The organism is Samsonia erythrinae, assembly GCF_004342665.1.
Classification (GTDB): Bacteria; Pseudomonadota; Gammaproteobacteria; order Enterobacterales; family Enterobacteriaceae; genus Samsonia; species Samsonia erythrinae.
In genome coordinates this window covers 112,740-134,122 of record NZ_SMBY01000005.1, presented here as the reverse complement: position 1 = coordinate 134,122, position 21,383 = coordinate 112,740, and the positions used below count along the sequence as shown (strand labels likewise).

The window sequence follows — 21,383 nt, the reverse complement described above, 5'->3', positions numbered from 1 at the left end:
CCTGCATTAAGCGTAACGGCTGGTTTATTCTTTCCTGAAAAGGACGCTGTATGAAAACGTTGAAAAATTGGGTGTTTCGTCATCAGAGCGCCGATCATGTTGAGCTGTTGGTGGATGATAAACATGTTTTTCGTCTCTACGTGCTGGAACCGATGTTGGCCCGCGTGCTGGTTAAACAAAATGGCAGACTGAAGCTGAACCGCACCTGGAGTATCGCGCCGCAGCAGGATACCCCCTGGCAGGGGCGCAGCCGTGAAAGTAACGAAGGCTTCAGCCTGCCGGGATTTGCGCTGGAACAACTGGACGATGCATTGCGTATCAGCACCGCACGGATGCGAATTACGATTCATCAACCGCTGTGGCTGGCGTGGGAATACCGCGATGAACAGGGCGAATGGCAGCCGTTTGCCGCCGATAGGCCGACCAGCGCCTATTTGCTGAACCCACACGGTGACGGCGTGGCGCACTATCAGCGCCGCTTCCCGGCGGAGCGCTATTACGGCTTGGGTGAAAAAGCGGGCGATCTTGAGCGTACCGGACGCCGGTTTGAGTTCCGTAATCTGGATGCGATGGGTTACAACGCGGCGAGTACCGACCCGCTGTATAAGCATGTTCCGTTCACCATTACCCGGCGCGATGATATTAGCTTCGGTCTGTTTTACGACAACCTGAGCACGAGCTGGCTCGATCTCGGCAATGAAATTGATAATTACCATCTGGCTTATCGCCGCTATCAGGCGGAAGCGGGTGATCTCGACTATTACCTGTTCATCGGGCCGCGCGTGCTGGATGTGACAAAAGCGTTTGTGCGCCTGACGGGAAAAACGCTCTTTGGGCCAAAGTGGAGTCTCGGCTACAGCGGTTCCACCATGCATTACACCGATGCGCCCGATGCGCAGAAGCAACTGATGAAATTTATCGCGTTGTGCCGTGAGCACCACATTCCGTGTGATTCGTTTCAACTCTCGTCGGGCTACACGTCGATTAACAATAAGCGCTATGTGTTTAACTGGAACCACGACAAAGTCCCCCAGCCGGAGGTGATGTCGCAGGCCTTTCATGATGCAGGACTCAAACTGGCTGCCAATATCAAACCCTGTTTACTGCAAGATCACCCCAGATATGAAGAGGTGTCGGCGCAGGGGTTGTTTATCCGTGATTCCGAATCCGATGAGCCTGAGCGCTCCAGTTTTTGGGACGATGAAGGTTCACACCTGGATTTCACCAACCCGGCGACGGTGGCGTGGTGGCAGGAGAACGTCACCCGGCAACTGCTGGAGAAAGGGATTGATTCGACGTGGAATGACAATAACGAATATGAAGTCTGGGATGGCGAAGCCCGCTGCCACGGATTCGGCGAAACGATGGCGATCAAACACATTCGCCCGCTGATGCCGTTGTTGATGATGCGCGCCTCGCTGGAGGCTCAGCAGCGTTTTGCCCCGACGCTGCGCCCTTATCTGATCTCTCGTTCCGGCTGTGCGGGAATGCAGCGCTACGTGCAAACCTGGAGCGGCGATAACCGCACCAACTGGCAGACGCTGCGCTACAACACTCGCATGGGGATAGGGATGAGTTTATCCGGTCTGTTTAATGTCGGGCACGACGTCGGCGGATTCTCAGGGGATAAACCGGATGCCGAGCTTTTTGTACGCTGGGTACAAAACGGAGTGATGCATCCGCGTTTCACCATCCATTCCTGGAATGACGATCATACCGTGAACGAACCGTGGATGTATCCCGCGGTAACGCCCGCGATACGCAGTGCTATTGAACTTCGTTACCGTCTGTTGCCGTATTTTTATACCTTACTGTGGCAGGCCTGCGCGGATGATGAGCCGATGCTGCGCCCGATGTTCCTCGACCACGAGCAGGACAGCGCGACGCTGGAAGAAACCGATGATTTCATGCTGGGGCGCGATATTCTGGTCGCCAGCGTGGTTGAACCGGGGCAGCGTCAGCGCACGGTATATCTGCCTGCCAATACGTCAGGCTGGTACGATTTCCATTCCGGTCAGTGGTTCAGCGGCGGGCAGACAATTGTGTTAGATGCGCCGCTGGAACGGCTTCCGCTGTTGATCCGCGCGGGCGCGATGATCCCGCTGTCAGGACGAACGGCGTACGTCAGCCCCCGTGAAGATGATCAACGGGAATTCCTGCTCTTTCCGCCTGTTGCGGGGGGAACGGACTGTGGACTACTGTTTGAAGACGATGGTGAGACGTGGCAATGGCGCGAAGGTAATGCGCTGTGGTTGCGTTGGGAAATCCGCGCGGATAGTCAGCGCATTGACGTGATGTTTACATCGGAAGGGCGGTATCAGCCTGCCTGGCGGCATGCAACGCTACATCTGCCGGCGGGTGAGATGCGCCAGCTGTACATCAACGGCGTTCGCACGGCGACCTATCAACACCAATAATCGGTACTAAATCGATTTCCCCCTGTTGCGTCCCGGTCTTATTGCTGGGGCGTTTTTTGTATAAATATAGAAAAGCAGCCTATCAGGGATAGGCTGCTTTTGATGACTTATTTCAGTTCCAGCTCGTTCATGGCGGCGATGCTGAACCCGCCGTCGACGTGCAGGACTTCACCGGAGATACCGGCAGCCAGATCGGAGCACAGGAACGCCGCGGAGTTGCCCACATCTTCGATGGTCACGACACGGCGGATCGGCGTAACGGCTTCACAATGAGACAGCATTTTCTTGAAATCTTTGATGCCGGAGGCAGCCAGTGTGCGAATCGGCCCTGCGGAGATGGCGTTGACGCGCACGCCCTGAGCGCCCATCGCGTTCGCCATGTAACGCACGTTCGCTTCCAGAGAGGCTTTTGCCAGCCCCATGACGTTATAATTCGGGATGGCGCGTTCAGCCCCCAGATAGGTCAGGGTAATCAGCGCAGCGTTTGGATTCAGCATCTTACGGCATGCTTTCGCCATCGCGACGAAGCTGTAGGAGCTGATATCATGAGCAATACTGAAACCTTCACGGGTAACGGCATCCACGTAGTCACCGTCCAGTTGGTCGCCCGGCGCGTAAGCAATCGAGTGCACGAATCCGTCAAAGGTCGGCCAGACGTTGGCCAGTTCGGTAAACAGCGCTTCGATGCTGGCATCTTCAGCGACATCACACGGTAAAACGATGCTGGAACCCAGTTCGCTGGCGAAGCCTTCAACGCGTGATTTTAGTTTGTCGTTCTGATACGTGAACGCCAGTTCGGCGCCTTCACGCTGCATTGCTTGTGCAATACCGTAGGCAATAGAACGGTTGCTGGCAACACCTGTTACCAGAATGCGCTTACCGGTAAGAAAACCCATAGCAGTAATCCTTGTGATCATTGTTGCTGCGATCGCCCCCGTGAGCCGGAAAATGGGCGGCGGGTGACAATCGAGAGGAGTAAACCGCGCGATTCTACCACGGTTAAGGGGGCCAGGGGTACTCCGAGCTGTGCCCCCCTCTTGAGGCCCTTATCCGAAGACAGAGCGCAGTTGCGCGTGGACGCTAACGCTCAGCACCGTCACGTCGCCAGGCATCGGCGCTGAGCGCTTCGCCGAAGTGGCTGGCGATTAACCGTTTCGTCAGGTCATGGAGCGGGGCAGCCAGCACATCGGCGGTACTGCCGCGTTCGACCACTTCACCGGCCTGCATCACCAGAATCTGATCGCTGATGTGTTTCATCATGCCCAGATGCTGCGTCACGTAAATATAAGAGATACCGTGCTTTTCCTGTAACTCCAGCATCAGGTTGATAATCTGTGACCGCATAGACATATCCAGTGCCGCCAGCGCCTCGTCGGCAACGATGACTTTCGGTTGCAGGATCAGCGCGCGAGCTAAACCGACGCGCTGTTTTTGACCTGGCGCGAGGGCATGCGGATAGTAATAAGCATGATCGGGACGTAACCCGACCTGATGCAGCGCCTGATTAATCGCTTTTTCGCGCGCTTCGGGGCTAAGGTCGGTATTCAGTCTCAGCGGAACATCCAGCAACTGTCCGATACGCTGGCGCGGGTTGAGCGCATTGCCGGCATCCTGAAAGATCATGCGGATACGCTGACTACGATAGCGGTAATCGCCGTAGCGCAGCGGGTGGTCGTCGATAACCAGTTCACCGGACGTCGGGGCGATCATGCCCGCCAACATTTTCGCCAGCGTCGACTTCCCCGAACCGTTCTCGCCGATGATGGCGAGCGTCTGGCGTTCACGTAGCGTGAAACTGACGGATTTGACCGCTTCAACGTGCTGACGACGAAACAGCCCGGTGCGATAGCGGAACGTTTTGGTCAGATTGCGGGCTTCGAGCAGCATCTCAACCATCAGGGTTCCTCCATGTTGAGCGGGAAGTGGCAGGCATACCAGTGGTTCTTAACGGCGTGCAGCAGCGGTGTTTGCATACACTGTTTTTGTGAATAGGGGCAGCGCGGCCCGAGTCGACAGCCAACGGGAAGGTGTTCCAACGAGGGGATCGCCCCGTTGAGCGTGTTAAGGCGGCTCTTGTGCGGCAGTGAGCGGCCAAAATCAGGCGTTGAGCGGATCAGCGCCTGAGTATAAGGATGATGCGGCGCGGCAATCAAATCTTCGCTGGTTGCGCTCTCCACCGTTTGCCCACAGTAGAGTACATTGATGCGGTCGGCCCATTTGCTCATGGCTTGCAGGTCATGGCTGATGAGCAGAATCGTGGTGTTATTATTTTGATTCAGGCGCGCCAGCAGGCGGAAAATTTGTACCTGAGTCGTGGATTCCATGGCGTTGGTGGGCTCATCGGCAATCAGCAGGCGCGGCTGGTTCGCCAACGCGATCGCGATCATCACTTTCTGACACTCGCCGTCGCTCAGCTCATAAGGATAGCTGCCCATAATGTCTTTATGATCTTTGATCCCGACGCGGTGCAGCAATTCGATAGCGCGGCGTTTGCGCCAGTGAAAGCGTTGCCACCAGCGGCCTTTATACGTCCAACCGGGGATCGCCTGTATCAGTTGGCGGCCAACGTTTTCGGACGGATCGAGACAGGATTGCGGCTCCTGAAAAATCATGGAAACGTTATGACCGACCAGCTTACGCCGCTCGCGCGGTGACAGTTGCAGCAGATCGATATCATCAAAGCGGAAACGGTCGGCGGTTACGCGCCAGTTATCTTTGGTTATTCCGCAAATCGCTTTGGCAATCAGGCTCTTTCCGGAGCCGGATTCGCCCACCAGACCGCGAATCTCACCTTCGGTTAGCGTCATGCTGACGCGATCGACGGCTTTTACGGCGCCGTCGGCGGTCAAAAACTCAATCGTCAGATTACGGATATCAAGTAATGGCATCGGTTATCGCCTCTTATTCCGTTTCCGCGACCAGCGCGCGGCGTATGCCGTCACCCAGCAGGTTAACGATGAGTACGCTCAGTGCAATGGCCGCGCCGGGCAACATCACGGTCCACGGCGCGGCGTACACCAGCTCCAACGAGTTGCCGAGCAGGGCGCCCCATTCGGTCGTGGGCAACTGCGCGCCCAAATCGAGAAAGCCCAGTGCGGCAATATCCAGAATGGCGACTGACAGCGCGCGGGTAAACTCGGAAACCAGCAGCGCGGCAATGTTCGGCAGCACGACGAACCAGACGATGTAGCGCGTTGAAGCGCCGTCAAGGCGGGCGGCAATCACGTACTCTTTATCCATTTCATCATGTACCGCGCTATAAATGGTGCGCACCATCCGCGGCAGCAGCGCCAGCCAGACGGCGAGCATCGCGTGTTCAAGCTTGGGGCCGATAAAGGCGATCACAACGATCGCCAGCAGCAGCGATGGGATGGACAGCAACGTATCCAGAATGTGGTTGAGGACGGCAGAACGCAGCCCGTGCGTAACGCCGGCGAACACACCTAAGATGATGCCGCACAGCGCCGCCGCAACGGTGACGATGAGCGATGCGCCCACGGTTGGCGCGGCGCCGCTGAGTAAACGACTTAGCTGATCGCGCCCTAAATCATCGGTGCCGAGGAAGAAAGAGACCTCGCCGTAATGAGACCAGGAGGGAGGCAGTAACGGGTAATCCAGAAATTGCTGATCGACTTCATAAGGCGCGAGAAATTTTCCGAACAGGCACAGCCCGATCAGCAGCAAAAACCCATAGAGCCCGACCATCGCCAGCATATCCTGGTGGAATATACGCCAGGTATCTCCCAGTCGACTGGGTAAGCGTTTTTCGCTGTAAACATTATCGAAGGGCATACCATTCCTTATGTTTCAAGGGATTCGCCATCGCACCCCAAATATCGGACAGGACATTGACCGTAATGACCATCGCCCCAACGACCATCACGCCTGCGGAAATCGCGGCGTAATCCTGTAGGCGAATGGCGTGCACCAGCCAGCGGCCCAAGCCCGGCCAGTTAAAAACCACTTCGGTGATCATCGTCAGCGTCAACATGGTGGAAAATTGCAGCCCCAATTTAGGGATGATTGGCGGCAGGGCGTTGTGCACCAGATGGCGACGGATGATGGTAAAGCGAGAAAGTCCACGCGTTGCGGCGGCCTTGATGTAATTTTTGCCGATAATTTCCGTGGTGCTCACGCGCATCAGGCGGATCACTTCGGTGGTCGGCCCGACGGCCAGCACGGCGATCGGCAGAATCAGGTGGCGGATAGCGCTGACGATCATCTCGCTGCGATGCGGTGAATCTGACAGCCAGGCGTCAATCAACGCAAATCCGGTGACGGTTTTCACCTGATAAAGCAGATCGAAGCGGCCTGAAACCGGCAGCCAGCCCAGATGCAATGAGAAAAAGAGCGTTAGCAGCAGCGCCAGCCAGAATACCGGCAGAGAAAAACCGATGAGCGCCATTGTGCTGATCACGATGTCTGCGCCGCGGTTTTGCATCACGCCTGCGGTGATCCCCAGGGGGATCCCGACCAGCAGTGAGAGCGCAAACGCCAGCAGGCACAGCTCAATGGTTGCCGGGCACACCTCTTTCAGCAATTCGCTGATGGCCTGACCGTTAATGCTGGAGCGCCCGAAATCTCCCTGAAGCAGGCTGGTGAGATAAAAGCGATAGGCATCAAACAGCGAAGCGCCGTTGAGCGGGGCGTTGGGGGTGTAATAGCTCAGACTAAAGCCCACCAGCGTAAGGAGTAACAATGTCACTAGCAGTAACACCAGACGGCGCAAGGTAAAAATAATCACGGCTGAGCCTCCTCCACGGTTTCTGATGCAGGGGACTGTTGTGCCTGTTGTTCCCGGAATACGCCCGCGAATGAGGCATTGCCGAACGGGCTTAATACCAGCCCTTTCATGTCATAGCGATAGGCCAGTAGCCGTAGTGATGACGCCAGCGGCAGAACGGGCAGTTGTTCAGCCAGCATACGCTGTGCCTGCCGGTAATATTCAATCCGTTTGGATAACTGTTGTGACGAGAGCGCGTTTTGCAGCACTTCATCAAAAGAGGGATCGCACCAGTGCGCATAGTTACTCTGGGAACGGATGGCCGCGCAGCTCAATAACGGGCGGAAAAAACTGTCCGGGTCGTTACTGTCCGTCGCCCAGCCCGCCAGCGTTAAATCGTGGCTGAGTTCCATCAGCCGCGCTTCCTGAAAGCGCCCCTGCACCGGAATGATCGTCACCTTGACGCCAATCTGCGCGAGGTCGGCTTGTATCAGCTCTGCCGTTTTCAACGGGCTGGGGTTATAGGACTGCGAGGCGCTGGGAACCCACAGGCGCAGGTTCAGATTTGTCAACCCCAGCGCCTGCAAAATCTGGCGCGCTTTCTCAGGGTTGTATTCGGTTATCCGTGATTCATTGTCATACGCCCAGGAAGCGCGAGGCAGGATCGTGGCCGCCGTTTCCGCCGTCCCGTAATAAATGGATTTCATTAGCCTGTCGTTATTGATGGCCAGCGAGATGGCTTCCCTTACGCGGCGATTATCCAGCGGCGGCTTCCGCACGTTGAAGGCCAGATAGGCGACATTCATACCGGGACGCAGCGACAAACGAAGACGCGGATCGTTGCGCAGAATCGTCAACTGACTGGCCGCCGGGTAAGCGAGGACGTCGCATTCGCCGGTCAGCAATTTGGATAAGCGGCCCGTTCCGCCGGAACCAAGATCGATAACCACCTGCGACATGCGCGGTGAACCCCGCCAATAGCTGTCGTTGCGCATCAGCCGGAGATATTGCCCGTTGCGATATTCGCTGAGCATGTAGGGGCCGGTACCGACCGGTTCACGATCCAACAGCTCTTTCTTATCTTCTTCTGCCAGACGCTGGGCGTATTCCGCAGACAAAATCGGCGCATAGTGGGTAGCCAGATGCCACAGAAACGAGGCGTCCGGGCTGTTCAGCCGGATCTCAAGGCTGTACTTGCCCAGTTTACGAATGCTTTGTACCGAATCGGCAAATTGCAGGCTGTCGAAATAGGGATATTCGCCCCCGTTGACGTCATGGTACGGGTGTTTTTTATCCAGCATCCGCTGGAAACTGAACAGCACATCGTCGGCATTCATATTGCGCGTCGGGCTGAACCAGGCTGTATGTTGGAACGGTACATCGCGACGCAGGTAAAAACGGTACGTCGAGCCGTTATCCAGCACTTCCCAACGCTGGGCCAGCTCCGGCATCAGGCGATAGGTATAAGGGTCGACATCCAGCAGGCGATCGAAAAGCTGTGCCGCCAGCGTATCGATCGTGATACCGCTGCGCGCCATCTGCGGGTTAAACGTGTTCAGGACGTCGTTAACGCAATAGACAAATCCGCTCTGGTGGATCGTTTCCAGCGGCGCGGCCGGTCTTGACACCGAGGGCGGTACGGCCAGCGCAGGCAACGTCAACCAGATAAATGCCAGTGCAATACAGGGTTTTCCGAACATACGGGGTTTTTCAGTCAATACGGTGATAGACAGAGTGTATCGCACTCTTGGCATCCTCCCCACTCTTGTTACGTTCGTCTGGCGACTTTCCCACCGCAGGGGTGCCGGGCTGACATTGAAAACGTCACAATGAATGCTATTATTATGTCATAATGACGAGGAAATGACGATGAACGCAGAAATCAGTCTTAAAATTGAGAATTTTGCCCGCGAAGCCGATCTGCCTGATGGCGTTTTTCACGATCCGCTGATGTTCGTTGATGTGGTACGCGGCGGGATTTCCGGTGCGATGCTCAAACGCGGTGCCGATGCCAGTGGGCTGAGTCGTAAGTTGATTGGCTCTGCGCTCTCTGTCGACCCGTCTAATATTTCCCGCCTGTTCCGGCGCAAGTCTTTAACGCAGGAGCAGGGGGAGGCCGCGCTGGAGATGTTCCGGCTGTGGTTGAAAGCCATGACGACATTTGAGGACGAGGTGAAAGCACAGCGATGGATGGAGAGCGCTATTCCTGCTTTCGGCGGCAAAACCCCGGCAGACATGCTGGATACCCATAAAGGGCGGCAACTGATCGATAATGCGCTGAGCCGTATTGAATACGGCGAATTCATATGAGGCTTTATCGCATAACGAAAGAAGCCTGGCTGGAGGCCTTTTCGGGGCAGTCCGGGGTGAGTTTTTTGTCCGGCGCGCGCTTTAATCTGCCGAACACGCCGGTGCTGTACTTCAGCGAAACGCCCGCCGTTGCGATGTTGGAGATGGGGAACTATTTACCCTCGCCGCAATTGCTGCCCGCCAGTTATCGGCTTGGCGTGTATGAATTACCGGACGACGTCCCGCAAGAAGCCATTACGCTGGAGATGTTGCCCGAGGAATGGCACCGTTATCCCTTCATGCCGGACGTGCAGGCGCTGGGGTCACGCCGTCTGGATGCCGGGAAATCGCTGGTCATTTGGGTGCCGACCAGCACGGTTAAGCCGTTTGGCAGCATGCGTAACGCGCTGATTAACCCACGGCATCCGGCGTTAAGTCAGCTGCGTCTGATCGAGGCGATCCCGGATTTTTACAGTCACCGATTGTTTAATCCGCTGGGCCATTAAGTTGGCCAGTGGCGTGGAGAAACGAAAAGGATCCCCATACTTAGCATGGAAATGAGAAAAATTCTCAACAAAGTGCTTTACAATTGATACTGATAACCATTATCATCATTTTGCACTTCAGCAGTGGCTTATCGCAGGCACTGAAGGAGAGCACGACATTGCTCACATTGCTTCCAGTATTATTTTGCCAGCCGATGCGCTGGCTTTTTTTTATTTCTTTTTCACCGCCGCCAACGATGCCGTTTTTTTCAGTTACCTTATACTCTGGCGTCACTCATTTACGGCGATATCGTGTTTTTTCAGTAACCCACGCAGTTGGTGATAGGTCAGGCCCAGCAGTTCGGCGGCCTTGCGTTGGTTAAACTTGGCCTGCGTCAGCGCCCGGTGAATCAGGTTTTTCTCCTGTTCCAACAGCCACGGTTTCATCTCCAACGGCAAATCCGGCAGACCGTATGCGTCATGCAACGGCTTTTCCTCAACGGCGGCGGTCGGGCGTTGAAACGGGTTAAGGATGATCGCATCAAGCGGATGTTCCGAATTGCCGTGGCGGTACACCGAGCGTTCAACCACATTTTTGAGTTCGCGAATATTCCCCGGCCAGCCGTAGTTCAGCAGGGTATCGCGCGCCGCGGGCGTAAAGCCGGGAAACAGCGGAAGATGTAATTCGCGGCACATTTGGATCGCAAAGTGTTCCGCCAGCAACATGATGTCCTGCTGGCGTTCACGCAGCGGTGGAAGCTGTACCACGTCAAAAGCCAGCCGATCGAGCAGGTCGGCGCGGAATTTACCGCTGGCGGCCAGCGCAGGTAGGTCGTCATTGGTGGCGCAAACCAGACGCACGTCAACCTGTAGCTGATCTCTGCCGCCCACGCGTTCCAGCACGCCATATTCAATGACCCTGAGTAGCTTTTCCTGCACCAGCATCGGTGCGGTGGCCAGCTCGTCGAGAAATAACGTGCCGCCGTCGGCACGTTCAAAGCGGCCCAGATGGCGCTTCTGCGCGCCGGTAAACGCGCCCGCTTCATGACCAAACAACTCGGAATCGAGCAAGTTTTCGTTCAGGGCCGCGCAATTGAGGGAAACGAACGGGCCTTGCCAGCGGGGGGACAGATAGTGCAGTCGGTTGGCGATCAGCTCCTTTCCCGTACCGCGTTCGCCGATGACCAGAACGGGTTTGTTCAACTGTGCTAACTGTGACACCTGTTCCAGAACTTCCAGAAAGCCGTTGGCTTCGCCCAGCAGGTTCTCTTTTTCCTGAAGCATGATGTTCTACCCTGTGATTTTTGCTAATTATTAGTGTATTTGACTAACCTGACGCAAGGGGGGAACGCGTTAAAATTATCGATTCTGTTATTTTTTAGAGCGTTAGCGATGATAAAAAGTTGGCACGCTTATTGATATATCTAGCGGGAGATCGTCACTGGCGCAGCTGGTCGCGACAATCATCAGGCGTAATCAGACGCTGGAAATCATGAAGAGGATGTAATTATGGGTATTTTTTCTCGTTTTGCCGACATCGTGAACGCCAATATCAATACGTTGCTGGATAAAGCCGAAGATCCGCAGAAATTGGTACGGTTAATGATTCAGGAAATGGAAGATACGTTGGTTGAAGTGCGTTCAACCTCGGCACGGGCGTTGGCAGAAAAGAAACAGATCGCCCGCCGTATTGAACAGGCGCACGCTCAGCAGGAGCAGTGGCAGGAAAAAGCGGAGCTGGCGCTACGTAAAGATAAGGATGATCTGGCCCGGGCGGCGCTGATTGAAAAGCAGAAGCTGACCGACCTGATCGCGGTGTTGCAGCATGAGGCCGAAAGCGTGGTAGAGACGCTGGATCGTATGAAACGCGAAATCGGCGAGCTGGAAAATAAATTAAGCGAAACGCGTGCGCGTCAGCAAGCATTGACGCTGCGCCATCAGGCGGCGGCCTCTTCCCGTGATGTGCGTCGTCAGTTGGACAGCGGCAAGCTGGATGAGGCGATGGCTCGCTTTGAACAGTTCGAACGCCGTATTGATACTCTGGAAGCCGAGGCGGAAAGCCACAGCGTGGGCAAACAGAAATCGCTGGATCAGCAGTTTGCCGAATTGAAAGCGGACGACGAAATCAGCGCGCAACTGGCAGCGCTTAAAGCTAAAGTTAAACCAGCAGAGTAATACGTAAAACAGATGCCCTGAATATTTGCGCGGCAGGACAAAACGTGATGGTTTTGCGCCACGTCTTGGCGAGTCACAAATCCAACGCGCGTGCAGCCCGAAATAGGCGGGGTATCGCTGGGCAGGCTGTCGTTGGAAAACGGCAGCCAACTGTTCAGCCCGGCGCACCGTGTAGGTGTGTGAATAATCATTAAGGAGACACGATGAGTGCTTTGTTTCTTGCCATTCCGCTGACTATTTTTATGTTATTTGTGGCGCCGATTTGGCTTTGGCTGCATTACAGTCAGCGTAAAAACAGTGCTCAGCTGGGACAAAGCGATATACAGCGCCTGGCGCGGTTAACGGAAGAATCCAGCCTTATGCGTGAACGCATCAAGGCGCTGGAAGCGATTCTGGATGCTGAACACCCGGATTGGAGAAAATCATAATGAAGACTACGTGGTCAGGTAAAACGCTATATCGCATACCGGAAGAAGGTATGCTGAAAGGGGTTTGTGCCGGTTTAGCGCACTATTTTGACGTACCGGTGAAGCTCCTGCGGGTGATTGTGGTGCTGTCGATGTTATTCGGTCTGTTCTTTTTTACCATCGTGGCGTACATCATCCTTGCTTTTATACTCGAACCGGCCCCGGCGGGAACGCTTTTTGAGGGCGACGTGGAGAAACGCTCCTCCAGCCAATTGTTGAATGATGCGGATGCGTCCTTGCAGGCGAGTGAACAGCGGCTGCGCAGCATTGAGCGCTATGTCACCTCGGATACGTTCGGCGTTCAGAACCGTTTTCGCCAGCTATGATGACCAATGACGTTATTCAGGGCGCGATGTGTCCCGGCATGAATAACGTCACGTTGCTTTTTTCCCCGCGACTGATGCGGTAGCCTGAAAGCGCTTTTGCAACCAAAGGAGTGATTGTCCACCTAATGAGTCGACTACAGAACGAGATAACCTCACTGGTCAATCGCAGCGTGGATCGCCACCTGCGTCTTGCCGTCACCGGGTTGAGCCGCAGTGGCAAAACCGCATTCATTACCGCATTCGTCAATCAATTGCTGAATATCCACAGCGGCGCGCATCTGCCGATGTTTTCCCCGGTGCGCGAGGAGCGGTTACTCGGCGTAAAGCGTGTGCCTCAGCGTGATTTGGGCATTCCGCGTTTCGCGTATGACGAAGGCATGGCCGCGCTGTACGGTTCGCCGCCCAGTTGGCCGACGCCGACGCGTGGGGTAAGCGAGATTCGTCTGGCGCTGCGTTATCGTTCCCATGATTCATTGCTGCGTCACTTTAAAGACACCTCGACGCTACATCTGGAAATTGTCGATTATCCCGGTGAATGGTTACTGGATTTGCCGCTGTTAGAACAAAACTATCTTGATTGGTCGCGCCAGATGGCCGGGTTATTGCAGGGGGAACGTATTGAATGGGCGCAACCCTGGCTGACGCTGTGTGAGAAGCTCGATCCCTTCGCTCCGGCAGATGAGAACCAGCTTGCGGAGATTGCGCAGGCCTATACCGACTACCTGCATCGTTGTAAACAGGAAGGGCTGCACTTTATTCAACCCGGCCGGTTTGTGCTGCCGGGCGACCTTGCCGGCGCGCCGGTGTTGCAGTTCTTCCCCTGGCCGCAGGTTGACGCGATCGGTGAAACCAAATTGGCGCAGGCGGATAAGAAAACGAATATCGGCATGTTGCGACAGCGTTTTGACTACTACTGTCAGTCCATCGTGAAAGGGTTCTATAAAGATTATTTCGTCCGTTTCGATCGTCAGATAGTGCTGGTCGACTGCCTGCAACCGCTCAACAGCGGCGTTCATGCCTTTAACGATATGCGGCTGGCGCTGACCCAACTGATGCAAAGTTTTCATTACGGTAAACGCACGCTCTTTCGGCGTTTGTTCTCGCCCTGTATCGACAAACTGATGTTTGCCGCCAGCAAGGCGGATCATATTACCGCCGATCAGCACGCGAATTTGGTGTCGTTGCTTCAACAACTGGTGCAGGAAGCCTGGCAGAACGCCGCTTTTGAAGGCATCGATATGCGCTGTGAGGGGATTGCGTCGATCCAATCGACACAGAGCGGCGTCGTCGATCATCAGGGGCAAAAAATCCCGGCGCTGAAAGGGCACCGGCTCAGTGATGGCCAGCCGTTGACGGTCTATCCCGGCGAGGTGCCCGCCCGATTACCGGGGGCGGAGTTCTGGCAAACGCAGGGCTTCCACTTCGATCAGTTTCGTCCACGAGAGATGAAGGTAGACACGCCGCTGCCGCATATCCGACTGGATACGGTCATGGACTTTCTATTAAAGGATAAATTGCGATGAACCAGCCACTGAAACCGCGCGTTACGTTTGACGATGTCTCACCACACGAAACACAACCGCAGCTACGTGCCGGGCTGGCATTTGACGAGCAGAACGGCGCGCCTTTTTCCCCCCTCAGCCGGGAAGAAGAGGTGCCGGAAGAGGGCGTGGCGGAAGAAGCCGTCAGCGCGGCGCTGCGCCCGAAACGCAGCCTGTGGCGGCGTATGGTCATGGCGGGTATCACATTATTCGGCGTCAGTGCGCTGGCGCAGGGCGTGCAATCGCTGCATAACGCCTGGGTGCAGCAGGATTGGATCGCGCTGGGTGGTATTGCGGCGGGGAGTCTGATTGTGGCGGCGGGCGTCGGTGCGTTGGCCGTCGAGTGGCGGCGGCTCTATCGCCTGCGTGAACGGGCGGAAGAGCGCGATATCGCCCGCGATTTGCTACAGAGCCACGGTATAGGACGCGGGCGTGAATTTTGTGAAAAACTGGCGCGTCAGGCAGGACTGGATAGCGGCCATCCGGCGATGCAGCGCTGGCAGGCTTCGCTCCATGAAACACACAACGATCGTGAAGTGCTGGAACTGTATGCGCATTGGGTTCAGCCGGTACTGGACGCGCAGGCACGGCGTGAAATCAGCCGCTCGGCCGCGGAGTCGACGTTGATGATTGCCGTCAGCCCGCTGGCGCTGGTGGACATGGCCTTTATCGCCTGGCGTAACCTGCGCCTGATTAACCGCATTGCGGCGCTGTACGGCATTGAGCTGGGTTATTTCAGCCGTATTCGCCTGTTCCGGCTGGTGCTGGTAAACATTGCGTTTGCCGGTGCGTCTGAGCTGGTGCGGGAAATCGGCATGGACTGGATGTCGCAGGATCTTGCCGCCCGGCTGTCGGCCCGAGTCGCGCAGGGGATTGGCGCGGGTCTGCTGACGGCGCGTCTGGGGATTAAAGCGATGGAACTGTGCCGTCCGCTGCCGTGGCTGGATGATAAACCGCGTTTGGGGGATTTTCGCCGGGAGTTGATTGGACAGGTGAAAGAAACGCTGCAAAAAGGGCGCTAGCATAGACGGAGCGCGGCAGGATTCTGCCGCTCAACCCGATCACGCCGCGCTATCGGCGCAGAAAAAATGTACGGATGTGTCAACTTTTGCTGCCACCTGACTTCATCCGGTGCAAACGAAAGGGTATGATCAGTCGCAATAGCCGTATCGCGTCTTTTAAAGAAGGTAGCCGTTGATGCATCTGGAAGTGGTTTGTGAAGATCGCATTGGTATGGTCCGTGAATTACTGGATCGACTTGCGTCGCGCAATATTGATTTACGTGGCATCGAAATTGCGCCTACCGGGCGTATTTACCTCAATTTCGCCACCCTCGATTTTGATGATTTTCGCGTGTTGATGGCGGAAATTCGCCGCATAGAAAGCGTAAGCGATGTCCGTACCGTGGCGTTCATGCCGTCAGAACGGGAACATCGGGCGCTGAATGCGCTGCTGGAATCGATGCCCGAACCGGTATTCTCGCTGGATATCAAAGGAAAGCTCGAACTGTTTAACCCGGCGGCGCTGGCGTTGTTTGAGCAATCGGCGGAAAAAATCCGTGAATTGACGATCGCAAACGTCATCCCCGGTTTTAATTTTGCCCACTGGCTGGAAGAGGACGGCGCGGCGGTCGCTGAGCGCGTGGTGATCCGCGGGCAGGATTTTTTGCTGGAAATGACCCCGCTGCGCCTGGAGGATGATGCCGGAAAAATCGCAACGGCAGGGGCGCTGGTCATGTTGAAGTCAGCCGTGCGCATGGGACAGCAGTTACAACATCTTGCCGTGAATGATGATAAGTCATTTGATCACATTATTGCCGTTAGCCCGAAAATGCGTCAGGTGGTTGAGCAGGCCCGCAAGCTGGCGATGCTGGATGCGCCGCTATTGATCGTTGGTGATACCGGAACGGGTAAAGATCTACTGGCGCGCGCCTGTCATGTATGTGGTCCGCGCGGTAAGCATCCTTTTCTGGCGCTTAACTGCGCGGCGTTACCTGACGATGTGATGGAAAGCGAGCTGTTTGGCCATGCGCCCGGCGCGTATCCCAACGCACTTGAAGGTAAGAAAGGCTTTTTTGAACAGGCTAACGGTGGTTCGGTGCTGCTCGATGAAGTCGGCGAAATGTCGGCGCAGATGCAGACCAAACTGCTGCGTTTCCTGAATGACGGCACATTCCGCCGCGTGGGTGAAGATCATGAAGTGCATGTGAATGTGCGGGTGATCTGCGCGACCAAGAAGAACTTGCTGGAACTCGTGCAGCGCGGCGAGTTCCGGGAAGATCTTTACTATCGGCTCAATGTCCTGATGCTGACGTTGCCTCCGCTACGCGAACGTCCTGCGGATGTGATGCCGCTGGCGGAACTGTTTGTGGCGCGTCTGGCCGATGAACAGGGCATTCCTCGTCCTGGCTTTGCTGCGGATGTGCGGCATTTCCTGCCGCAGTACGGCTGGCCGGGTAATGTTCGCCAGTTGAAAAATACGATCTACCGGGCGTTAACGCGGCTGGAAGGTAATGAACTGCGCATGCAGGACATCGAACTGCCTGAATTATCGATTGACGTCCCGCAGGATGAATCCCTGCTTGAGGGATCGTTGGATGACATCAACAAGCGTTTTGAGCGCTCCATACTGACTCGCCTTTATCAATCCTATCCCAGTACGCGTAAACTGGCGAAACGGCTGGGGGTATCGCACACGGCGATAGCCAACAAGCTGCGAGAATATGGGTTAAGCCAACGTAAACCGGCGGACAGCGACGACGAACGATAATAAAACGGCTGCTTGCGCAGCCGTTTTTCATGTAACGTCAGCGTAGCTTATTTCAGAACAGCCAGTGCGGCGTCATAGTCTGGTTCGGTAGTGATTTCGTTCACCAGTTCGCTATGCAGCACATTGTCGTTCTCATCCAGCACGACGACGGCACGCGCCGTCAGGCCTTTCAGCGCGCCATCGGCAATCGCGACACCGTAGTTTTCTTTGAACTCACCGCCACGCAGGGTAGACAGCACCACGACGTTGTTCAGACCTTCTGCGCCGCAAAAGCGGGACTGAGCGAACGGCAAGTCGGAAGAGATACACAGAACCACGGTGTTATCCAGTTCAGAGCCCAACTGGTTGAATTTACGCACGGACGCGGCGCAAACTCCGGTATCGATGCTTGGGAAGATATTCAGGATCTTACGTTTGCCAGCATAGTTGCTGAGTGAGACATCCGAAAGATCTTTGGCAACGAGCGTGAATGCCGGTGCTTTGCTACCTTTAGCCGGAAAGGTTCCTGCGACCGGTACCGGATTGCCTTGAAAATGTACGTTCTGTGACATGTTTGCGTCCTTAATTACAGGTAATTAACACGGCTGCCAGTTTAGGGCAACATTAGCAACATTGGTATAAAAATTACGATTAAAATTGATGGGTTAACAACGCCACCATCGCCTTCAGGTAATATTCGCTGGTGGCATCCGCTGAGACGGGAGGGAGCTCAGCGGTAATACAAGGGAGCGAACGATCGGCGCACCAGCTTCCGAAAGAGCCGGGCGTGTCATAACCGATATTTGAGACTAACGGCAGTTCGCATTGCTGAGCCAACCATCGACCCAATTCGGAACGATGGGGATCTTCAATACACGCGAGTGGCTCATGAAAAGAGACAACCCAACGAGGATTAAGTTTCTCAATCAGTGTGCACAAGGCTTTGGTTTCCGGCTCTGAACCCGCGGTTTCACCGGTAGATAACTCGACATCGCGCTCATCCGCCGCGCTATTCCAGCGGTATACCGTCTTCCCCGCTTGCCAGTTACTGGCCGGAAAATTGCGATTGAGATCGACGCCATTTGCGTTAGCGCGTAACCCTAACTGACAGCCATCCGGGTTGACGGCAAGAATCACGTGATGACGGCGCTGGCCTGAAAACAGGGTACGAAGCGCACAGGAAAGCGTCACAACCGACGCCGTTTCATCGCCATGCGTACCAGCCATAATTAGCCCGCACGCTGGAGAGGCTAATTCGGCGGGGAAATAGAGTAACGGCGCGCCTAATAGCGATTTCCCATAAGGTTCGCCCAGCGCAGGCAAGTTACCGCGCTGCTGACGAGACAGAAGAGGAATGACCGTGTTTTCCATGATATTGCCCCGCATTGTCATTCATTCCATCATAAAAAAATCTGTCTGGAGACGCAAACGGCGAAACCGGCTGAGAAATTGCGGGCGTATGGCTGGATGATGGCGGCACTTTCTGACTATTATATTCTTCAATCCATTCATATTTCTCAGGTCAAATCATCATGCATTCTCGGTATTCTGCAATCTATGTCGCATTGCTGGCGATCGTGACGGGTCAGGCTGTCGCCGCGCAGGTGCCGGCGGGAACGGCGCTGGCGGATAAGCAGGAAATCCGTCACCTTAAAGACGAACCCGTGTCTCTCGATCCCATCAAGGCGGTGGGGTTGCCGGAAGCACAGGTGGCGCGCGATCTGTTTGAAGGGCTGGTCAATCAGGATGCCAAAGGGAATATTGTCCCCGGCGTTGCGCTGCGCTGGCAAACGACGGATAACCGGACGTTTTTCTTCACCCTGCGTGAGGATGCGCGCTGGTCTAATGGTGACAGTGTCACCGCTGCCGATTTTGTTTACAGCTGGCGGCGGCTGGTCATGCCTGAAAACAGCTCGCCGTTTGCCTGGTTCGCCCGGCTGGCGGGAATACAGAATGCCGAACAGATTCTGTCAGGTAACATGCCCGCCGACCAGCTTGGCGTGACGGCCTTGAATGACCGTACCCTGAAAGTTCAGCTCAGTAAGCCGGTGCCTTATTTTGTCAACCTGACGGCGAACTTCAGCCTGTTTCCGGTACATCAGGCTACCGTGGAAAAATACGGTCATGACTGGACGAAACCGGGCAATCTGGTCGGGAATGGCGCCTTTACGCTGGCCCAGCGCGTAGTGAATGAAAAACTGGTGCTGACGCCGAATCAATACTATTGGGATCATGCCAATACGCGCCTGACCAAAGTCACTTTTGTTCCCATTAATCAGGAGTCTAACGCGACTAAACGCTATCAGGCAGGGGATATCGATATCACCGAGTCATTCCCGAAAAATCAGTACCAGAAATTGCTGAAGACGTTACCCGGTCAGGTTTATACGCCGGAACAGCTTGGCACCTATTACTATGCGTTTAATACCCAGCGCGCGCCGACGAATGATGTCCGGGTGCGCAAAGCGCTGTCCTACGCCATCGACCGTAATGTGATTGCGAAAAAAATTCTGGGAACGGGAGAAAAACCGGCCTGGCGCTTCACGCCGGATGTAACGGCCGGTTTTAAGCCTACAGAGAGCCTGTTGCAGCAATATTCTCAGGATGAATTGGATGCACAAGCGAAAGCGTTGATGGCTGCGGCAGGCTATGGCCCTGATAAACCGCTGAAGTTATCGCTGTTATACAACACGTCGGAAAGTCACCAGAAGATTGCGATTGCCGTGGCTTCGATGTGGAAAAAAAAGCTGGGAGTCGATGTCCGCTTGTCCAATCAGGAATGGCAAACCTATATCGATAGCCGCAACAGCGGTAATTTTGATGTGATACGCGCATCCTGGATCGGCGATTATAACGAGCCTTCGACATTCTTATCCCTTCTGACCTCGCACCATAGCGGTAACATCGCGCGTTTTAACAATGGGGATTACGATCGCGTGCTTGATGAGGCTGGTAACCAGACCAATCCCAGCGCGCTGAACGCGATCTACAACCGGGCGGAGCAAATATTGCTGGATGAAGCGCCGATTGCACCGATTTACCAATACACCAACGGGCGTCTGATCAAGCCGTGGGTGAAAGGGTATCCCATGACTAACCCCGAGGACGTGGCATACAGCCACATGCTGTACATCGAAAAACACTAGTCTGGCGTTGGCGAACCAAGCGGCCAATAGGCACGAAAGGGCTGCTAGCGAAAACCGTTGGAGGAAATCAGTGGTGGCAGGAAAAACGTTGCAACACAGCGGGGCGGTTCATGCGTATCAGTTGGATGGTAACGGCGGGATTACGCCAATTGGCGAGTTGGATATCGCTAAGAGTGAAAAAACCTGCTGGCTGCATCTGGATTATACGTTGCCTGCCAGCGCACGCTGGCTGAACGAAACCGCGCTGGTGCCGGATAGCGTGCGTCGCGCCTTGACGGGAGAAAGCGCGCGCCCGAGAGTGACGCGTTTAGGCGAAGGGACGCTGATCACGCTGCGCAGCATCAATTTGAATCTCAATGCGCGCCCGGATCAACTGGTGGCTGTCCGGGTCTTTATCACCGACAAACTGATTATTTCTACCCGACGCCGCAAGGTGTTGGCGATAGATGAAATTCTCACCGATCTGAAAGAGGGCAATGGCCCGACGGACAGCGCAAGCTGGCTGGTATCCATCGCGGAAGCGCTGACCGATCATACCAGCGAATTTATTGATGACTTGCATGAGAAAATCATCAATCTGGAAGACGATTTGCTGGATCAAAAGATCCCCGCGCGCGGCGAACTGGCGCTGATTCGCAAACAGCTGATTGTGTTGCGACGCTACATGACGCCGCAGCGCGACGTTTTTTCGCGCCTCTCCGGTGAGAAACTGCCCTGGATGCAGGATGACGATCGACGCAGAATGCAGGAAATTGCCGACCGATTAGGACGCGGGTTGGAGGATTTGGATGCCAGCGTTGCCCGTACCACTGTCTTGTCGGATGAAATCACCACGCTGATGACGGATGCGATGAATCGCCGTACCTATACGATGTCGCTGCTGGCGATGGTTTTTCTACCAACGACGTTTTTAACCGGGCTGTTCGGCGTCAATTTAGGGGGCATTCCCGGCGGCGATGCGCCGTTTGGTTTTCTGACATTTTGTCTGATGTTAACGGTATTAATCGGTGGCGTTGCGTGGTGGTTAAAACACAGTAAATGGTTATAGCTGTCCACCGCAGATTAA

Annotated in this window: 21 protein-coding genes; 11 read left to right on the top strand and 10 right to left on the bottom strand. The window is 55.2% G+C overall.

All coding sequences use genetic code 11. The annotated features are described in order from the left end of the window. The first annotated feature begins 50 nt into the window (after positions 1 to 50). Entirely contained in the window at positions 51 to 2,417 is a 2,367-nt protein-coding gene (locus EDC54_RS10300; RefSeq protein WP_132455843.1) for a glycoside hydrolase family 31 protein, read from the top strand. A gap of 107 nt (positions 2,418 to 2,524) precedes the next feature. Here the strand turns inward: EDC54_RS10300 and fabI are convergent, their stop codons facing one another. The 6 genes from fabI to sapA form a co-directional block, all read right to left on the bottom strand. Continuing rightward, a complete protein-coding gene (fabI, locus tag EDC54_RS10295; protein ID WP_132455841.1) occupies positions 2,525 to 3,313 on the bottom strand; it encodes an enoyl-ACP reductase FabI in 789 nt (262 codons plus the stop codon). Between the two features lie 184 nt (positions 3,314 to 3,497). After that, complete coding sequence (sapF, locus tag EDC54_RS10290) at positions 3,498 to 4,313, bottom strand: putrescine export ABC transporter ATP-binding protein SapF (protein ID WP_132455839.1); 816 nt, start codon at positions 4,311 to 4,313, stop codon at positions 3,498 to 3,500. Further along, complete coding sequence (gene sapD / locus EDC54_RS10285; RefSeq protein WP_132455837.1) at positions 4,313 to 5,305, bottom strand: putrescine export ABC transporter ATP-binding protein SapD; 993 nt, start codon at positions 5,303 to 5,305, stop codon at positions 4,313 to 4,315. Before sapD ends, sapF begins: the two co-directional genes overlap by 1 nt. A 13-nt stretch (positions 5,306 to 5,318) precedes the next feature. Beyond that, entirely contained in the window at positions 5,319 to 6,209 is an 891-nt protein-coding gene (sapC, locus tag EDC54_RS10280) for a putrescine export ABC transporter permease SapC (protein WP_132455835.1), read from the bottom strand. Beyond that, on the bottom strand, positions 6,196 to 7,161 hold the full coding sequence (gene sapB, locus EDC54_RS10275; RefSeq protein ID WP_132455833.1) for a putrescine export ABC transporter permease SapB: 966 nt from the start codon (positions 7,159 to 7,161) through the stop codon (positions 6,196 to 6,198). Before sapB ends, sapC begins: the two co-directional genes overlap by 14 nt. Then, positions 7,158 to 8,840, bottom strand: a complete 1,683-nt coding sequence (gene sapA / locus EDC54_RS10270; RefSeq protein WP_132456019.1) for an ABC transporter substrate-binding protein SapA — start codon at positions 8,838 to 8,840, stop codon at positions 7,158 to 7,160. Before sapA ends, sapB begins: the two co-directional genes overlap by 4 nt. Before the next feature lie 169 nt (positions 8,841 to 9,009). Between sapA and parS the strand changes: the two genes are divergently transcribed. Both parS and EDC54_RS10260 read left to right on the top strand, forming a co-directional pair. Next, positions 9,010 to 9,450 carry a type II RES/Xre toxin-antitoxin system antitoxin gene (parS, locus tag EDC54_RS10265; RefSeq protein ID WP_132455831.1) on the top strand — a complete coding sequence of 147 codons (441 nt, stop codon included), beginning with the start codon at positions 9,010 to 9,012 and terminating at the stop codon, positions 9,448 to 9,450. Then, entirely contained in the window at positions 9,447 to 9,935 is a 489-nt protein-coding gene (locus EDC54_RS10260) for an RES family NAD+ phosphorylase (RefSeq protein ID WP_132455829.1), read from the top strand. The genes parS and EDC54_RS10260 overlap by 4 nt, the downstream gene beginning before the upstream one ends. 64 nt (positions 9,936 to 9,999) lie before the next feature. On the opposite strand, the gene EDC54_RS10255 is transcribed toward EDC54_RS10260, so the two are convergent. Together EDC54_RS10255 and pspF are read right to left on the bottom strand one after the other, a co-directional pair. Beyond that, entirely contained in the window at positions 10,000 to 10,209 is a 210-nt protein-coding gene (locus EDC54_RS10255; RefSeq protein ID WP_196238452.1) for a hypothetical protein, read from the bottom strand. Further along, the gene (pspF, locus tag EDC54_RS10250) at positions 10,206 to 11,198 is read right to left on the bottom strand and encodes a phage shock protein operon transcriptional activator (RefSeq protein ID WP_132455827.1); all 993 of its coding nucleotides are present in this window, start codon (positions 11,196 to 11,198) and stop codon (positions 10,206 to 10,208) included. Before pspF ends, EDC54_RS10255 begins: the two co-directional genes overlap by 4 nt. Before the next feature lie 225 nt (positions 11,199 to 11,423). On the opposite strand from pspF, the gene pspA reads away from it, so the two are divergent. The 6 genes from pspA to tyrR all read left to right on the top strand — a co-directional run bounded on the left by pspA (position 11,424) and on the right by tyrR (position 17,192). Beyond that, positions 11,424 to 12,089: a phage shock protein PspA gene (pspA, locus tag EDC54_RS10245; RefSeq protein WP_132455825.1), complete on the top strand. Its 666-nt coding sequence runs from the start codon at positions 11,424 to 11,426 to the stop codon at positions 12,087 to 12,089. A gap of 203 nt (positions 12,090 to 12,292) precedes the next feature. Further along, the gene (pspB, locus tag EDC54_RS10240; protein WP_132455823.1) at positions 12,293 to 12,517 is read left to right on the top strand and encodes an envelope stress response membrane protein PspB; all 225 of its coding nucleotides are present in this window, start codon (positions 12,293 to 12,295) and stop codon (positions 12,515 to 12,517) included. Next, complete coding sequence (gene pspC / locus EDC54_RS10235) at positions 12,517 to 12,882, top strand: envelope stress response membrane protein PspC (protein WP_132455821.1); 366 nt, start codon at positions 12,517 to 12,519, stop codon at positions 12,880 to 12,882. The genes pspB and pspC overlap by 1 nt, the downstream gene beginning before the upstream one ends. A 125-nt stretch (positions 12,883 to 13,007) precedes the next feature. Then, positions 13,008 to 14,405, top strand: coding sequence for a YcjX family GTP-binding protein (locus EDC54_RS10230; RefSeq protein ID WP_132455819.1), 1,398 nt, complete (start codon positions 13,008 to 13,010; stop codon positions 14,403 to 14,405). Then, on the top strand, positions 14,402 to 15,445 hold the full coding sequence (locus EDC54_RS10225) for a YcjF family protein (RefSeq protein WP_132455817.1): 1,044 nt from the start codon (positions 14,402 to 14,404) through the stop codon (positions 15,443 to 15,445). The genes EDC54_RS10230 and EDC54_RS10225 overlap by 4 nt, the downstream gene beginning before the upstream one ends. A gap of 175 nt (positions 15,446 to 15,620) precedes the next feature. Beyond that, complete coding sequence (tyrR, locus tag EDC54_RS10220; protein WP_132455815.1) at positions 15,621 to 17,192, top strand: transcriptional regulator TyrR; 1,572 nt, start codon at positions 15,621 to 15,623, stop codon at positions 17,190 to 17,192. Positions 17,193 to 17,239: 47 nt separating this feature from the next. Here tyrR and tpx read toward each other — a convergent pair whose 3' ends face one another. Then, positions 17,240 to 17,743, bottom strand: coding sequence for a thiol peroxidase (gene tpx, locus EDC54_RS10215; RefSeq protein WP_132455813.1), 504 nt, complete (start codon positions 17,741 to 17,743; stop codon positions 17,240 to 17,242). Between the two features lie 79 nt (positions 17,744 to 17,822). Beyond that, positions 17,823 to 18,542: a murein tripeptide amidase MpaA gene (gene mpaA, locus EDC54_RS10210; RefSeq protein ID WP_132455811.1), complete on the bottom strand. Its 720-nt coding sequence runs from the start codon at positions 18,540 to 18,542 to the stop codon at positions 17,823 to 17,825. A 161-nt stretch (positions 18,543 to 18,703) separates the two neighbouring features. On the opposite strand from mpaA, the gene EDC54_RS10205 reads away from it, so the two are divergent. Both EDC54_RS10205 and zntB read left to right on the top strand, forming a co-directional pair. Next, entirely contained in the window at positions 18,704 to 20,317 is a 1,614-nt protein-coding gene (locus EDC54_RS10205; RefSeq protein ID WP_132455809.1) for a peptide ABC transporter substrate-binding protein, read from the top strand. Between the two features lie 70 nt (positions 20,318 to 20,387). Further along, positions 20,388 to 21,365: a zinc transporter ZntB gene (gene zntB, locus EDC54_RS10200; RefSeq protein ID WP_132455807.1), complete on the top strand. Its 978-nt coding sequence runs from the start codon at positions 20,388 to 20,390 to the stop codon at positions 21,363 to 21,365. The last annotated feature ends 18 nt before the right edge of the window (positions 21,366 to 21,383 follow it).

Coding starts and splice junctions, on each gene's coding strand:
- sapF (WP_132455839.1), bottom strand. CDS start 4,313: ATGGTTGAGATGCTGCTCGAAGCCCGCAATCTGACCAAAACGTTCCGC.
- pspF (WP_132455827.1), bottom strand. CDS start 11,198: ATGCTTCAGGAAAAAGAGAACCTGCTGGGCGAAGCCAACGGCTTTCTG.
- pspC (WP_132455821.1), top strand. CDS start 12,517: ATGAAGACTACGTGGTCAGGTAAAACGCTATATCGCATACCGGAAGAA.
- EDC54_RS10260 (WP_132455829.1), top strand. CDS start 9,447: ATGAGGCTTTATCGCATAACGAAAGAAGCCTGGCTGGAGGCCTTTTCG.
- EDC54_RS10230 (WP_132455819.1), top strand. CDS start 13,008: ATGAGTCGACTACAGAACGAGATAACCTCACTGGTCAATCGCAGCGTG.
- sapC (WP_132455835.1), bottom strand. CDS start 6,209: ATGCCCTTCGATAATGTTTACAGCGAAAAACGCTTACCCAGTCGACTG.
- pspB (WP_132455823.1), top strand. CDS start 12,293: ATGAGTGCTTTGTTTCTTGCCATTCCGCTGACTATTTTTATGTTATTT.
- tpx (WP_132455813.1), bottom strand. CDS start 17,743: ATGTCACAGAACGTACATTTTCAAGGCAATCCGGTACCGGTCGCAGGA.
- EDC54_RS10300 (WP_132455843.1), top strand. CDS start 51: ATGAAAACGTTGAAAAATTGGGTGTTTCGTCATCAGAGCGCCGATCAT.
- tyrR (WP_132455815.1), top strand. CDS start 15,621: ATGCATCTGGAAGTGGTTTGTGAAGATCGCATTGGTATGGTCCGTGAA.
- EDC54_RS10205 (WP_132455809.1), top strand. CDS start 18,704: ATGCATTCTCGGTATTCTGCAATCTATGTCGCATTGCTGGCGATCGTG.
- sapA (WP_132456019.1), bottom strand. CDS start 8,840: ATGTTCGGAAAACCCTGTATTGCACTGGCATTTATCTGGTTGACGTTG.
- sapD (WP_132455837.1), bottom strand. CDS start 5,305: ATGCCATTACTTGATATCCGTAATCTGACGATTGAGTTTTTGACCGCC.
- pspA (WP_132455825.1), top strand. CDS start 11,424: ATGGGTATTTTTTCTCGTTTTGCCGACATCGTGAACGCCAATATCAAT.
- EDC54_RS10225 (WP_132455817.1), top strand. CDS start 14,402: ATGAACCAGCCACTGAAACCGCGCGTTACGTTTGACGATGTCTCACCA.
- mpaA (WP_132455811.1), bottom strand. CDS start 18,542: ATGGAAAACACGGTCATTCCTCTTCTGTCTCGTCAGCAGCGCGGTAAC.
- parS (WP_132455831.1), top strand. CDS start 9,010: ATGAACGCAGAAATCAGTCTTAAAATTGAGAATTTTGCCCGCGAAGCC.
- fabI (WP_132455841.1), bottom strand. CDS start 3,313: ATGGGTTTTCTTACCGGTAAGCGCATTCTGGTAACAGGTGTTGCCAGC.